The organism is Cobetia sp. 14N.309.X.WAT.E.A4 (assembly GCF_030397495.1).
In the GTDB taxonomy this organism is placed as follows: domain Bacteria; phylum Pseudomonadota; class Gammaproteobacteria; order Pseudomonadales; family Halomonadaceae; genus Cobetia; species Cobetia marina.
Genome location: NZ_JAPNXT010000002.1, coordinates 423,288 through 437,155 on the forward strand (window position 1 = coordinate 423,288; position 13,868 = coordinate 437,155).

Sequence of the window (13,868 nt, forward strand, 5' to 3'; positions counted from 1 at the left end):
GGGGCCTTGTCGTAGGCGAGTCGCAGAGCGCCGTGCGAGCGTCAGCCGTTGCTGCGGGCGGTCGTTTCGCTGCCTGCTTTCTCGCACACGCCCAGTGCCCACAGCAGGAAGGCATCCTGCCGGGCGTTGTCACGCCAGGCCTTGAAGCGTCCCGAGGCACCGCCATGACCGGAACTCATGTCGGTGCGCAGCAGCACCGGATGCGGCGTGCAGTCCATCTGGCGCAGGCGGGCATACAGCTTGGCCGGTTCCCAGTAGGGCACGCGGGTATCGTGCCAGCTGCCCTGCAGGAACAGCGGCGGGTAGGGGGCGGCGCTCAGGTTGTCCAGCGGGGAATAGGCGCGGATGCGACGCCGCGCCTCGCTCTCGTGCGGGTTGCCCCATTCGGTGTATTCCGCGGTGGTCAGCGGCAGCTCCGGATTTTCCATGGTGCGCAGCACGTCCACGAAGGGCACATCGAGCACCGCGGCGCAGAAGGCCTCGGGGCGCTTGTTGAGGCTGGCCCCGACCAGCAGGCCACCGGCGCTGGCACCGTAGGCGGCAATGCGCTCCGCGGCCCCGACGCCTTGCTCGACCAGCGCATCCCGCGCGGCGAGGAAGTCATTGAAGCTGTTTTCCTTGTGCTCCAGCTTGCCGGCCAGATACCAGGGCTCGCCACGATCCCCACCGCCACGCACGTGGGCGACGGCAAAGGCGACGCCACGGCTGAGAAGCTCCAGCCGCGCGATGGAGAACCAGGGGTCCAGTGTCTCGCCGTAGGCACCATAGCCATAGAGCAGTACCGGCAGCGGGGCGTGGGGGATACCCTCGCCATCACACAGGTCACGGCGCATCACCACCGAGACGGGCACCTGCTCGCCATCGTCGGAGGTGGCCCACAGACGACGGCTGATCAACTGCTCTGGCGCGAGATCGCCATGCACGGTCTGGCGCTTGAGCAAGGTGCGCTCACCCGTGTCAAGATCCAGCTCGATCCAGCTCGGCGGCGTGGTGAAGCTTTCCTCACGGATGCGCAGGCGGCGAGCGTCGAAGTGCGGGCAGTCGCCCAGCCCCTGGCTCAGCGGTTGCTCCGGCATCGCCAGGCGTTCGTCGCGGCAGATCGTTTGCGTAGGCGCCGTGCCCTCGAATTCGATCACGCGCAGCCAGGCCTGGGCCTGACGGTGATCGCGTTCATCGACCATCAGGCCCCAGGAAAACGCCTCCACGCCTTCCAGCGTCACGTCGTCGCGAGTGGTGATCAGCGGCTGCCAGTTGCCGGGGGCATGCTCGGCGGCGATATCCAGCTGGAAATGCGGCGCCTCCTTGTTGTGCAGCACATAGAAGTGGCCGGGGCGGTGATCGATGCCATATTCGACGCCTGTCTCGCGTGCGCGCACCAGCGTCATCTCGCCCAGTGGTGCCGCGGCCGGCAGCAGCCAGGATTCACTGGTGTCCTTGGACGCGGTTTCCAGTACCAGCCAGTCCCGTGAGCGGGTCTTGCCCATGCCGACCCAGAATTCGCTGTCTTCCTCACGGTAGAGCAGCGTCTCGGCACGGCTCTCGATGTCCAGACACCAGATCTCGAAGGGGCGCTGGGTGCTGTCATAGCGCGTGAACAGCAGGTGCTGACCGTCCTCGGCCCATACCAGGTCCGGCCCGATATCCTCCAGCAGACATTCATCGTCCTGCCCTGCAGGCCGGGCCCGGCCAGGCTGGGCCTCGCCAGGCCGGACCTCGCCAGGCCGGGCCTCGCCACGCACTGGCGTGCGCGCGTCGCGGTCAGCCGCGCTCAGTGTTGCAAGCCGCAGGCTGAACACCTCGTCGCCGCTGGTGTCCAGAGTCCATGCCAGTCGTTGCTCATCGGGCGAAATGGCCATGTCGCCCAGTTCGACGAAATCGTGATGGCGCGACAGGGCCTGCAGGTCCAGCAGACATTCATGGCGCGAGCGATCCGTGGGGTCCGCCTCCAACGGATGGCGCCACCAGACGGGATACTCCGCGTCAGCGGCGGTCTCGCTCCAGTAGACGTGATGGTCGAGGGCTTCCGGCAGACTGGAAACGGCGAGTTCGCGACGGGCCAGATGTCCGGTGTAGAGGGCGTCAGTCAGTGACTCGAGTGGCGTGAACCAGGTATCGCTCTCGGCATTGGCAGCCTCGAGAAAGGCCTTTACCTCTGGTGTGTCGCGCGCTTCAAGCCAGTGCCAGTGGGGGTCTTCGGCACGATAATGACGCTGGACGGGGCTGTCGGACATGGCTACCTCTTGAATGTCGTGTGCCCGAGTGTGTCGGGCGGGCTTGGAGTGTAACATTGAGCCTGTCCCACAGCGTTCGCAAGCCCTTGCCGCGAGCGGCATGTCGCGTCCCTGGTTGGCGATGAGCCGCGCCTGACGTCATGCGGTGAGCGGCCCCCTGAGTGGGGAGGATGTGATGGCTGGCCTTATATCGAAGACCTGACACAGGTCTCGCCAGGAAGTTCTGACAGGAGTGAAGGGCATGTTGATTTCGGATTCTCTGCCGCAGATGTGGCTGATCTATCTTGGCCTGGCGGCAGTGGTCTTGGTGACCGGGTATCTGGCGGTTCGCGCCTTGCCGCGCTTCATACGCTGGATCGTGGTGGGAGCGGTGGCCGGCATGATCGCGGTGCCGACCGGTTTTCACGTGACGGCCAGCGTGCCGGAAGATTCCTATGGTGGTACGGCGCCAGCCATCGTGGCCTTCGCGGTGAGCCTGATCCAGAAGGATGGCAGCGGCATGGCCTCGGCCTTCGCCATGCTGGTACTGGGCATCGGAGCGGGCATCGCGGCCGGTCTCGGCATCTGGTGGCTGGGACGTGGCCGTGAGCAGCGTCGGCGTGAAATGGCCCGCTCGCGTCAGCGTCGCGCGTCAAGTGCCGACGAAGAAGAGAACGACGACCTGCACGGAGAGGGCCTGCGTGCCGAGCGTCGTGACACGTCCGCCGGTGGCGCCACTCGCTCGCGCGCCGCGCGGGATCGTCAGGAACCTTCTCTCTGATCAACGCTGCCCAGGCTTGCCCATGGGTGGAACAAGGATCTGCAATGGCTCGTGATGTGAATGCCTCGTCGTCTCTCGCTCGTCCCGTCGTTCGGCGCGCCCGCCGGCGCCTGTCAGATCCCCGCGCGTGGCGCCGGGGGCTGGCCGGTCTGACCATCTCGCTGCTGAGCGCTTTCTCAGGGCTGGGGGCCACCTCGGCATGGGCCGAAGAGACAGCCTCTGCCCCCAAGGTCGCGGCTTCACCGAGCGGGAGACAGGAAGGCGCAGAGGTGTCGCCCAGCGAAGTGTCGCCCAGCGAGGCGGCAGCGCCGGGCAAGACACCGGATCTGCGCCTGGCCATCGATGTCTCGGGCAGCATGAAGCACAACGACCCGGCCAATCTGCGCGCCAGTGCGCTGGATCTGCTGGTGACGCTGTTGCCGGAGCGCTCGCATGCCGGGGTATGGGGCTTCGGTGAGCAGGTGCAGTCACTGCTGGCGCTGGGGGCGGTGGATGCCGGCTGGAAGCGGTCTGCCCGCGGACTCGAGAGCCGTCTCGACGACTATGAGCAGTACACGGATCTGGAGGCGGGCCTGCGCGCCGCTGCCCAGGGAAATGATGCCGGCGTGGGTGGTGATGCACCGCGTCAGATCATCCTGCTTTCCGATGGCATGGTCGACCTGCGTGAGCCGAGCACCCGCAAGGCCGCCGCGGACAGCGCCTCGCGTCAGCGCATCACGGATGAGCTGACGCCGCAGCTTGCCGCCCACGACATCACGGTGCATACGGTGGCGCTGTCGCGCAATGCCGATGTGGATCTGCTTCAGCAGATCGCGGACGGTACCGGCGGCCTGGCGACGGTCGCCGAGAGCCCGGAAGACCTGTTGCGTGCCTTCCTCGCGGCGCTGGATCGCATCGTGCCCGGTGAGCAGGTACCGCTGAACGACAAGCACTTCGTGATCGATGACAGCGTGCAGGAATTCACCGCCCTGGTCTTCCACGGCCCCGATGATCGCTCGCCGGTGCTGATTTCGCCGCAGGGGCAGCGTTACCGTCTCGCCGACCAGGCGTCACTGCCGGAAGGGGTGCGCTGGGAGCACCAGCCGCGTTATGACCTGATCACCGTGACGGACCCCGAGACCGGCAAGTGGCAGCTCGAGGGTGAGGTGGGGGCCGATAGCCGCATCACGATCGTCTCGGAACTGGCATTGGTATCACGGCCCCTGCCTGCCACGCTCTATCGGGGTTTCGACTACTCGCTGACCGCATCGCTGGTCGATGGCGCGCGCGCCGTCAATGATGAGGACTTCCTGGCGACGCTGGATGGCAATGCACGTCTGGTGCCGGAGCAGGACGTGCAGGAGGGAGAAGGCGCGGCGGAGGATGTCACCACCGCGCAGCAGCGAGGCCTTGAGCGTGACGGCGCCGACTTCCATGTCGACATGCCGGCCCCCGACCAGCTCGGTGGCGCCCGCCTGACCCTGACCGTGATGGGCTATCGCGACAATGCCTCCTTCGCGCGCCAGCTCAGTCAGCGTACCAGCGTGGTGGACCCGCTGCTGGTCGAGCCCGTCGGCGCTGACCCGCGTACCGGCAAGTCGCCTGACGCGCTGGAAGTCAGTGCGCGTCATCCGCTGCTCAATACCGCCAACACGCGTCTGGTTGCGACGCTGCATGGGGAGGCCCTGAGCGTGGCGGAGGATGGCGAGCGGCAATGGCGCATCGACCTGCCGCCCCTGGACTCGGACGTCCAGGCGGATGTGCAGATCAGCGCGCGACTCGCGCTCGACGGAGCTCCGCCGGTGCTGGACCTCGCGCCCTATACCCTCAATGCGGACGCGGCGCGTCGGGCGGCCAATCTGGATCGCACGCCCATCGAAGGGGAGCGCTTCGGTGAGATCGAGGGGCTGGATCAGGCCGGGGAAGACGCGCCGGAAGACCTCAACGCCCTGTTGATGAAGGGCCGTCTGCCCATCGACAAGGTACCGGCATTGATCGGCCAGTGGTTCGAGGGCGCTTCCGACTTCGCGCGCCAGGAAGCCGGCTCTGCCCGGAGCCGCATGATCGCCTATGCCGTGGCCGGCGCATTCGGCCTGCTGATGCTGATCCTGCTGGTGCGCCGCATGACACGCAAACCGACCCGACGGGAGGAACCCCATGTGTGAGCTGCTTGGCATGAGTGCCAATGTTCCGACCGATATCTGCTTCAGCTTCGCGGGCTTTCTGCAACGCGGGGGTGGCACCGGCCCGCACCGCGATGGCTGGGGTATCGCCTTCTATGAAGAGGGTGGCTATCGCGAATTCCGTGACCCGCACCCTTCAGTGGATTCGCCCATCGCGCGGATGATTCTCGACTATCCCATCAAGTCACAGATGGTGATCAGTCATATCCGCCAGGCCAATGTCGGCCAGGTGACGTTGGCCAATACCCACCCGTTCACGCGGGAGCTGTGGGGGCGCCAGTGGTGCTATGCCCACAATGGGCAGCTGGCGGACTGGCAGACGCTTCCCTTGCCGTACTATCGCCCCGTGGGCAGCACGGACAGCGAGCACGCCGCCTGTTTCCTGCTCGGCGAGATCCGCCGTGCCTTCCCGGAACCGCCCTCTCGCTGTGAGGACCTGTGGCGTCACCTGCATGCCCAGTGCGAGCGTCTGCGCGGGCTGGGGGTCTTCAATCTGCTGCTCTCCGATGGCGTGCATCTCTACGCCTACTGCTCCACCAAGCTTGCGCACATCACGCGCCGAGCGCCCTTCGGGCAGGCGAGCCTCACCGATTTCGAGATGAGCGTCGACTTCCAGCAACACACCACCGATGCCGATGTGGTGTCGGTGATCGCCACCGACCCGCTGACCGACAACGAGCAATGGCAGCGGCTGCTGCCCGGGCAGCTGGTCGTGTTCCGGGAAGGTGAGCTGGTCGCCAGTCTTGGCGGTGAGTTGCCGCTGAGTCAGGAAGAGCAGGGGCAGGCCGAGAGCGGGGCGGTCGATCGCACCGCCACCGCGCGTCGCAAGCCGGACTGGCTGGCCTCGGACCTGAGTTGCTGATGCCTGAGCGCTAGAAAAGTCGTTCGATCGCCAGACACACGAAGGGCCGCAATCGCGGCCCTTCGTGTGTCTGGCTTCCCGGTCTTCACTGACGTTTGCGGTCAGCGGCAGGCATCAGATTCAGCCTTCGACATCATCGAACATGCCGGCGAACATCGGCGAGGACAGGTAGCGTTCGCCACTGTCCGGCAGGATGACGACGATGGACTTGTCGGCGTAGGCCGGGTCTTCGGCCAGGCGCAGTGCCGCGGTCATCGCCGCACCACAGGAGATGCCGCACATGATGCCTTCTTCCTGCATGATACGACGCGCCATGGCCATGGCGTCTTCGCTGACCACCGACTCGACGCGGTCGATCAGCGTCAGATCCAGATTGTCGGGGATGAAGTTGGCACCGATCCCCTGGATCTTGTGCGGTGCCGGGGTGATGGGCTCGCCCTTGAGGCGCTGGGCAATGATGGCCGATTCCGCCGGCTCTACCGCCACGGCTTCCAGCGTCTGGCCACGCACCGTCTTGAAGTAGCGTGCGATACCGCTGATGGTACCGCCGGTGCCGACCCCCGCGACCAGCACGTCCATGTCGCCGTCCAGCGCATCCCAGAGCTCAGGGCCGGTGGTTTCCTCATGGATGCGCGGGTTGGCCGGATTGGAGAACTGCTGCGGCAGGAAGTAGCGCTCCGGCTCGGCCTTCTTGAGTTCGCAGGCCTTGTCGATGGCGCCCTGCATGCCCTTGGCGGGGTCGGTCAGCACCAGATTGGCACCCAGTGACTTCAGCACCTTGCGGCGCTCCATGCTCATGGAGGACGGCATGGTCAGGGTGACGGGGTAGCCACGCGCCGCACCGACGAAGGCCAGCGCGATACCGGTATTGCCGGAGGTCGGCTCGACGATCTCCATGCCCGGCTTGAGCTCGCCGCGCGCTTCCGCATCCCACACCATGCTGGCACCGATCCGGCATTTGACGGAGAAGGCCGGGTTGCGGGCTTCCACCTTGGCGTACAGGCGCGGGTGGCGGCTGAGGCGGTTGATCTTGACCAGCGGTGTATTGCCGATGGCCTGTGAGTTGTCCTGGTAGATCTTTGCCATGGGGAAATCTCTCTGATCGATGAACAGTGACATGAGTGACGAGAAACAGACGCCGGGCATGCGGCTGCCACTGGCGTTCTGTGTGGATGGGCTTCAGAGTAAGAGGTAGCGCGTCGCGATTCAAAGGCCTTGAGAGCATAACGACATGTCAGCGTCGTCAGGGCCCCATGTGATGCATGCCGTCATGGCCGACAGCAGTCGATTCCCGTAATGTGAACGATGGTTTCAATCGATCGTTTTACAATCTCGAGGCGGCTGGTTAAGGTAGCCTGACAGCATGAGAGGGTGGGGTGGAGTGCCATCTCGGCATCCCCCGTCATTTCCTGCGTGTCCGTCCAGCTGCGGACACCACGTCCCGATAACAACAAGTGTTGCGATCACTCGCGAGGGCTGTCGTCAAGCAGCCGCCAGCGGTCTCCACCGCCTCTCGGGGAATGCACCAGACGAACGATGCCATGGAGCCAAGTGCCATGCGTGATGCCAATCCTGCCGCCCCTGCGGCAGCCCATGATCCGCACCAGTCAGGCTCGGCAGAGGCCGCCGATTCCCTGATTCTCAGCGGTGAGCCGTTGTCCGGTCTCGAGGAGTACCCCTCGATTCTGGAGGTCTTCGAGGCCAGCTGCGCCAACTATGCCGAGCGTCCGGCCTTCAGCTGCATGGACAAGACGCTGAGCTACGCCGATGTGGATCGCCTGTCGCGCGACTTCGCCGCCTGGCTTGAGCATGAGACCGGCCTTGAACCCGGGGATCGTATCGCCATTCAGCTGCCGAACCTGCTGCAGTTTCCGGTGGCCGTGTTCGGGGCGCTGCGCGCCGGTCTGGTGGTGGTCAACACCAACCCGCTCTATACCGAGCGCGAGATGCAGCACCAGTTCCATGACTCCGGCGCACGCGCCATCGTGATTCTGGCCAACATGGCGGACAAGCTCGAGAAGGTGCTCAAGCGCACGTCCATCGAGGAGGTCATCATCACCGAGATCGGTGACCTGCATGATTTCCCCAAGCGCCCGTTGATCAACCTGGCCGTACGCTACGTCAAGAAGATGGTGCCGAAGTACCATCTGCCCGACGCCCACTCGCTGCGCAGCGTGCTCAAGCGCGGCGCGGGGCTCTCGCACACGCGTGTCACGCGAGAGGCCGACGACATCGCGGCACTCCAGTACACCGGCGGGACCACCGGGGTCGCCAAGGGCACCATGCTGACCCATTGCAATCTGGTGGCCAACATGCTGCAGGCGCGCGGTGTGATCAGTGATGTGCTCAATGAAGGCCAGGAGGTGCTGATCGCGCCGCTGCCGGTCTATCACATCTATACCTTCACGGTGAATTGCCTCTACAGCATGGAGAGCGGCAACCACAGCGTGCTGATCACCAATCCCCGTGACATCGATGGCTTCATCAAGACGCTGGCCAGGACACCGTTCACCGCCTTCGTCGGCCTCAATACGCTGTTCTCGGCGCTGTGCCAGCGTGATGATTTCAAGGCGCTGGACTTCTCGAGCCTCAAGCTGACCATCTCCGGCGGCATGGCCCTGACGCGCAGCGCGGCTGAACGCTGGGAAGCCGTCACCGGCTGCCCGATCGCCGAGGGCTACGGCATGACCGAGACCTCGCCCATCGTCAGCTTCAACCCCCCGCGTGAGCTGCAGCTGGGGACCATCGGCAAGCCGGTGCCCGGCACCGAACTCAAGGTGGTGGATGCCGAGGGCGTGACGCTGGGGCGTGACGCGCCGGGTGAGCTGTGCGTGCGCGGTCCCCAGGTGATGAAGGGCTATTGGCAGCGTGATGACGCCACGCGTGAGGCGATGGATGACGAGGGCTTCATCCGCACCGGCGATATCGCGGTCATCCAGCCGGATGGCTTCGTGCGCATCGTCGATCGCAAGAAGGACATGATCATCGTCTCCGGCTTCAATGTGTTCCCCAACGAGATCGAGGACGTGGTTAGCGGGCATCCGGATATCGTCGAGGCCGCGGCGGTTGGCGTGCCGGACGAGCAGAGCGGTGAGGCGATCAAGCTGTTCGTCGTGTCCAGCAACCCGGATCTCGACCGCGACAGCCTGCGCAGCTGGTGCAAGGAGCAGCTGACCGGCTACAAGGTGCCGCGTTTCGTCGAATTCCGCGATGAGCTGCCCAAGACCAACGTGGGCAAGGTGCTGCGCCGTGAACTGCGTGACAGCGACGACGAAGGAGGCAATACCCCGGTGCGCGAGACCTGAATCCCGGCGTTGAGACGGGCCGCCGGCATGAGCGGGCGGCCGCCAAGGTTGGGCGTGGCTACGCGCGGGGCTACAATGGACGGCCCGTCACTCGTTGGCGGGCCGTTTCGTCATTCAGGTCTCGTGGCTCGCTGCCCTGTGCAGTCGGGCGAGAGGCTGAGTTCCCGAGAGTATCCGGCTGCGCGCGTGGCGTGTGGTCGCTGGTTGAGAAGAGGCAGTCCTTGAGCGACACCGCTACCGCACCGTCCGAACATGCGCGTCTTGAAGCCCTTGCGGCTCGCCTCGAACGCGCCCTGAGCCGTGATCAGCGCGAGCTGGGCAAGCGCCTGGCTGGCCTGCGTCGGCGTCTCAAGGAAGGCAAGCCGGTCGATCGTGCCATCAACGATATCGAGAGCCGCCTCGAGGCGAGCATCGCCCAGCGTGCCGCGCGCGAGACGGCGCTGGCGCGCTGGCAGACACCGGCCGCACTCAACTATCCGCCGGAGCTGCCGGTGGTGGAACGTCGCGAGGACATCCTCGCCGCGCTCGCCGAGCATCAGATCGTGGTGGTCGCCGGTGAGACAGGCTCGGGCAAGACCACCCAGCTGCCCAAGCTGTGTCTGGAGATGGGGCTGGGGCGCAATGGTCTGATCGGCCACACCCAGCCACGCCGTCTGGCGGCACGCTCGGTGGCGGCGCGTCTGGCCGAGGAGCTCGAGACGACCCTCGGCGAGACGGTCGGCTATCAGGTGCGCTTCAACGACACCACTGGCCCCTCGACGCTGATCAAACTGATGACCGACGGTATCCTGCTGGCGGAAACCCAGCATGATCCGGACCTGAGCCGCTACGAGGCGATCATCATCGATGAGGCCCACGAGCGCAGTCTGAACATCGACTTCCTGCTCGGCTATCTCAAGCGCCTCACCGCGCGTCGTCCGGACCTCAAGATCATCATCACCTCGGCGACCATCGACGTGGAGCGCTTCAGTCAGCACTTCGCGGCCCAGGATGGCACGCCGGCGCCCATCGTCTCGGTCAGCGGGCGCAACTTCCCGGTCGAGACCCAGTACCTGCCGCTGGTGCGCGATGCCGAGGATGAGGAAGACCTCAGCCTGCAGGAAGGCATCCTGCGCGCGGTGGAAGAGCTGTCGCTGATCGAGCGCGAGAAGGGCTGGATGCAGGGCCCGCGTGACGTGCTGATCTTCCTGCCCGGCGAGCGCGAGATCCGCGCCACCGCGGATACCCTGCGTCGCGCCCAGCTGCGCGATACCGAGGTATTGCCGCTGTACGCGCGGCTCTCGAACGAAGAGCAGAATCGCGTCTTCCAGCCGCATCGTGGCCGGCGCATCGTGCTGGCCACCAACGTCGCCGAGACCTCGCTGACCGTGCCGGGCATCCGCTACGTGATCGACCCGGGGCTGGTGCGCATCAGTCGTTACAGCTATCGCTCCAAGATCCAGCGACTGCCGGTGGAACCGATCAGTCAGGCCAGCGCCAATCAGCGCAAGGGCCGCTGCGGGCGTATCGCCGAAGGCCTGTGCATCCGTCTCTACAGCGAGGAGGATTTCCTCGCGCGCCCGGAATACACCGAGCCGGAAATTCAGCGCACCAATCTGGCCTCGGTCATTCTGTCGATGCTGTCGCTCAAGCTGGGCGACATCGAGAAGTTTCCCTTCGTCGATGCGCCGGATTCGCGCTTCGTCACCGATGGTTTCCGCCTGCTGCGCGAACTGGGCGCGGTGGATGAGCACAACCGCCTGAGTCGTGATGGTCGCACCCTGGCACGTCTGCCCATCGACCCGCGTCTGGCGCGCATGGTGCTGGAAGGCGCCTCGCGCGGCTGTCTGCGTGAAGTGCTGATCATCGTCAGTGCACTGTCAATCCAGGACCCGCGCGAGCGTCCCGCCGACAAGCGCCAGCAGGCGGATCAGATCCACCACGAGTGGGACGATGACAGCTCCGATTTCGTCAGCTGGCTGAATCTGTGGGAAGGCTTCGAGCTGGCGCGTGATGCCCTGGGCGCCAACCCGCTGCGTCGCTGGTGCAAGGCGCGCTTCCTCAACTATCTGCGTCTGCGCGAGTGGCATGACACCTTCCGTCAGCTCAAGCAGCTGACGCGGGATCTCGGGCTGGAGATGACCAGCAGCCAGCACGAGCGCGACGCCGAGGCACAGGCCGAGGTCACCGCGCGGGTACTGGCGTCTCCGGGCCAGGGCCGTCGTCCGTCGGTGGCCATTGATCATGAAGCCCTGCATCGTGCGCTGTTGACCGGGCTGCTCTCCAATCTCGGCCTCAAGCAGGAAAATCGCGAGTATCTCGGGGCGCGCAACCGACGCTTCTTCGTGCATCCGGGCTCCGGTGTGGCCAAGAAGTCGCCCAAGTGGGTGATGGCGGCCGAGATGGTCGAGACCACCAGGCTCTACGCGCGACAGGTCGCGGCGATCAAGCCCGAGTGGGTCGAGCCGCTGGCCGAGCATCTGGTCAAGCGCAGCTACAGCGAGCCGCACTGGGAGATGAAGCGTGCCCAGGTGGTCGCCAGTGAGCAGGTCACGCTGTTCGGCCTGCCCATCGTCACCGCGCGCAAGGTGCATTACGGCCCGCTGGCGCCACAGGAATCCCGCGAGCTGTTCATCCGCCGGGCGCTGGTCGAGGGTGAATTCCAGACCCGCGCGCCATTCTTCGCCCACAATCGTGGCCTGATGGAGGAAGTCGGGGAGCTTGAGGATCGTGCGCGCCGGCGTGACATTCTCGTCGATGAGGAGACGCTGTTCGCCTTCTATGCCGAGCGGATTCCGGAAGGCATCTACAACGGGCGCGGCTTCGACAAGTGGCGCAAGGATGCCGAGCGCGACAATCCGAATGTCCTGCATCTGGATCTCGATGACCTGATGGCGCGCGATGCCGAGGAAGTCACCGCCGCACGCTATCCCGAGCAGCTGCATCACAATGGTGTCGCCTATCCGCTGAGCTATCACTTCGCACCCGGCGCGGTGGATGACGGCGTGACCATGACGGTCCCGGCGGCGATGCTCTCCCAGCTGCCGCGCTATCGCATCGAGTGGCTGGTGCCGGGGCTGCTGCGGGACAAGGCCATCGGCCTGATGAAATCGCTGCCCAAGCAGTATCGCAAGCAGGTGGTGCCGATTCCCAACTGGGTCGATGCCGCGCTTGAGGCGTTGACCCCGGACGACGTGCCGCTGACCGACGCGCTGGCAGAGTTCATGCGCGTCAAGACTGGCCTGCGCCTGCCGTCGGATGCCTGGGCGCCGGAGACGCTGGAGCCGCACCTGAACATGAACCTGCGCATCGTCGATCAGGACGGCAAGGTGCTGGGGGAGGGGCGTGATCTTGAAGTGCTCGAGGCGCGTTTCAAGGACTCGGCGGCCGCCGCGGCACGCGCCATGGCCAGTCGCAGCCGCGATGCCGACAGTGAAGTGCTGGAAGACCTGCCGGAGGCGCCGATCGCGACCTCCCACAGCACCACCCAGGCAGGCATTCGGGTCGAGGCCTATCCGGCGCTGGTGGTGAAGCCGTCGGCGCCCGCCGAGGGCGGCATGAGTGCCAAGGAACGCAAGCTGGCACGCAAGACCGGCAGAAACAGTGCACCGTCAAGTCACTCGCCCGCGAATGCTGCCGCCTCAAGCGAGCAGCAGCTGAGCGTGGAGCTGTTCGATCATCCGGCCAAGGCCGCCGCCGCGCATCGTGATGGCATCACGCGTCTGGCGATGGCGCGCCTGCCGGACCAGGTGCGCTATCTGGACCGGGAGTTCAAGGCACTGGAGCGCTGCGCGCTGCTGTTCGCCAAGGTCGGCACGCGTCGCCAGCTGGCGGATGACTTCCTCTACAGCGTCTTCGAGCAGGTGATGGCCGTCGAGCCGCTGCCGCGTTCGCGCGGTGAGTTGCAGGCGCGCCTGGATGACAAGCGGGCCGAGCTGGTGCCCCACGCCGAAGCACTGATCAAGCCGTTGGAGGCCGCGCTCACGCAGCATCTGGAGCTTTCCAAGCGCCTCAAGGGCAAGATCGACTTCTCGATGGCGCTGGTGGTGGCAGACCTCAAGGCCCAGCAGGCCCGCCTGGTGCACCCGGGCTTCCTCCAGGAGGCGGGTGCCTGGCTGCATCAGCTGCCACGCTATGTGGAGGCGATGCTGATCCGCCTCGACAAGGCCCCGCGTGAGCGCATGCGTGATCAACGTGACATGGAGGCGGTCAAGAGCTTCGAGACACGCCTTGATGCCCGCCTGAGCAAGGCCCGCGAGCAGGGCCTGCCCGATGCGGAGCTGGAGGAGTTCGGTTGGTGGCTGCAGGAGCTGCGCGTCTCATTGTTCGCTCAGCAGCTCGGCACGCTGGAGACCGTCTCCCCCAAGCGGCTGGAGAAGCGCTGGCAGGAATTGATGGCGCGGCGCTGAGTCGAGCCGCCATCCGCTTGCGTGACTGCTGCGTGGAGGCGTGATGCTCGCGTATGGCTCAAGCTGCATACAGAGAAAGCTGTTTAAGAGACGGCTGTTATCACGGGACGGATGCCAGGTTCAGGCGTCCGCCTGGCGCGAGACAGCGTACACTGAAGAC

At 65.6% G+C, this 13,868-nt stretch carries 7 protein-coding genes; 5 read left to right on the forward strand and 2 right to left on the reverse strand.

The genetic code is table 11. The annotated features are described in order from the left end of the window. Positions 1 to 41: 41 nt before the first annotated feature. Positions 42 to 2,231, reverse strand: a complete 2,190-nt coding sequence (locus OW493_RS05095; protein WP_289863427.1) for a prolyl oligopeptidase family serine peptidase — start codon at positions 2,229 to 2,231, stop codon at positions 42 to 44. Between the two features lie 241 nt (positions 2,232 to 2,472). Between OW493_RS05095 and OW493_RS05100 the strand changes: the two genes are divergently transcribed. Genes OW493_RS05100 through OW493_RS05110 form a run of 3 tightly spaced genes read left to right on the forward strand, consistent with a single transcriptional unit; the run spans position 2,473 to position 6,015 of the window. After that, positions 2,473 to 2,991 carry a hypothetical protein gene (locus OW493_RS05100; protein ID WP_289863428.1) on the forward strand — a complete coding sequence of 173 codons (519 nt, stop codon included), beginning with the start codon at positions 2,473 to 2,475 and terminating at the stop codon, positions 2,989 to 2,991. Positions 2,992 to 3,035: 44 nt separating this feature from the next. Continuing rightward, complete coding sequence (locus OW493_RS05105) at positions 3,036 to 5,135, forward strand: vWA domain-containing protein (RefSeq protein WP_289863429.1); 2,100 nt, start codon at positions 3,036 to 3,038, stop codon at positions 5,133 to 5,135. Further along, positions 5,128 to 6,015 (forward strand): class II glutamine amidotransferase, encoded by an 888-nt coding sequence (locus OW493_RS05110; RefSeq protein ID WP_191236589.1) that lies wholly within the window; start codon positions 5,128 to 5,130, stop codon positions 6,013 to 6,015. The genes OW493_RS05105 and OW493_RS05110 overlap by 8 nt, the downstream gene beginning before the upstream one ends. A 120-nt stretch (positions 6,016 to 6,135) precedes the next feature. Here OW493_RS05110 and cysK read toward each other — a convergent pair whose 3' ends face one another. Further along, positions 6,136 to 7,101, reverse strand: a complete 966-nt coding sequence (cysK, locus tag OW493_RS05115) for a cysteine synthase A (protein ID WP_077379423.1) — start codon at positions 7,099 to 7,101, stop codon at positions 6,136 to 6,138. A 470-nt stretch (positions 7,102 to 7,571) separates the two neighbouring features. Here cysK and OW493_RS05120 point away from each other — a divergent pair, with 470 nt between their 5' ends. Both OW493_RS05120 and hrpA read left to right on the forward strand, forming a co-directional pair. Next, on the forward strand, positions 7,572 to 9,320 hold the full coding sequence (locus tag OW493_RS05120; RefSeq protein WP_289863433.1) for an AMP-binding protein: 1,749 nt from the start codon (positions 7,572 to 7,574) through the stop codon (positions 9,318 to 9,320). A 221-nt stretch (positions 9,321 to 9,541) separates the two neighbouring features. Continuing rightward, positions 9,542 to 13,708: an ATP-dependent RNA helicase HrpA gene (gene hrpA / locus OW493_RS05125; protein ID WP_289863434.1), complete on the forward strand. Its 4,167-nt coding sequence runs from the start codon at positions 9,542 to 9,544 to the stop codon at positions 13,706 to 13,708. Positions 13,709 to 13,868: the final 160 nt, after the last annotated feature.

What these genes read in the sequence shown, in the direction of transcription:
- OW493_RS05095 (WP_289863427.1), bottom strand. Translation starts at nt 2,231, where the DNA reads ATGTCCGACAGCCCCGTCCAGCGTCATTATCGTGCCGAAGACCCCCAC.
- OW493_RS05100 (WP_289863428.1), top strand. Translation starts at nt 2,473, where the DNA reads ATGTTGATTTCGGATTCTCTGCCGCAGATGTGGCTGATCTATCTTGGC.
- OW493_RS05105 (WP_289863429.1), top strand. Translation starts at nt 3,036, where the DNA reads ATGGCTCGTGATGTGAATGCCTCGTCGTCTCTCGCTCGTCCCGTCGTT.
- OW493_RS05110 (WP_191236589.1), top strand. Translation starts at nt 5,128, where the DNA reads ATGTGTGAGCTGCTTGGCATGAGTGCCAATGTTCCGACCGATATCTGC.
- cysK (WP_077379423.1), bottom strand. Translation starts at nt 7,101, where the DNA reads ATGGCAAAGATCTACCAGGACAACTCACAGGCCATCGGCAATACACCG.
- OW493_RS05120 (WP_289863433.1), top strand. Translation starts at nt 7,572, where the DNA reads ATGCGTGATGCCAATCCTGCCGCCCCTGCGGCAGCCCATGATCCGCAC.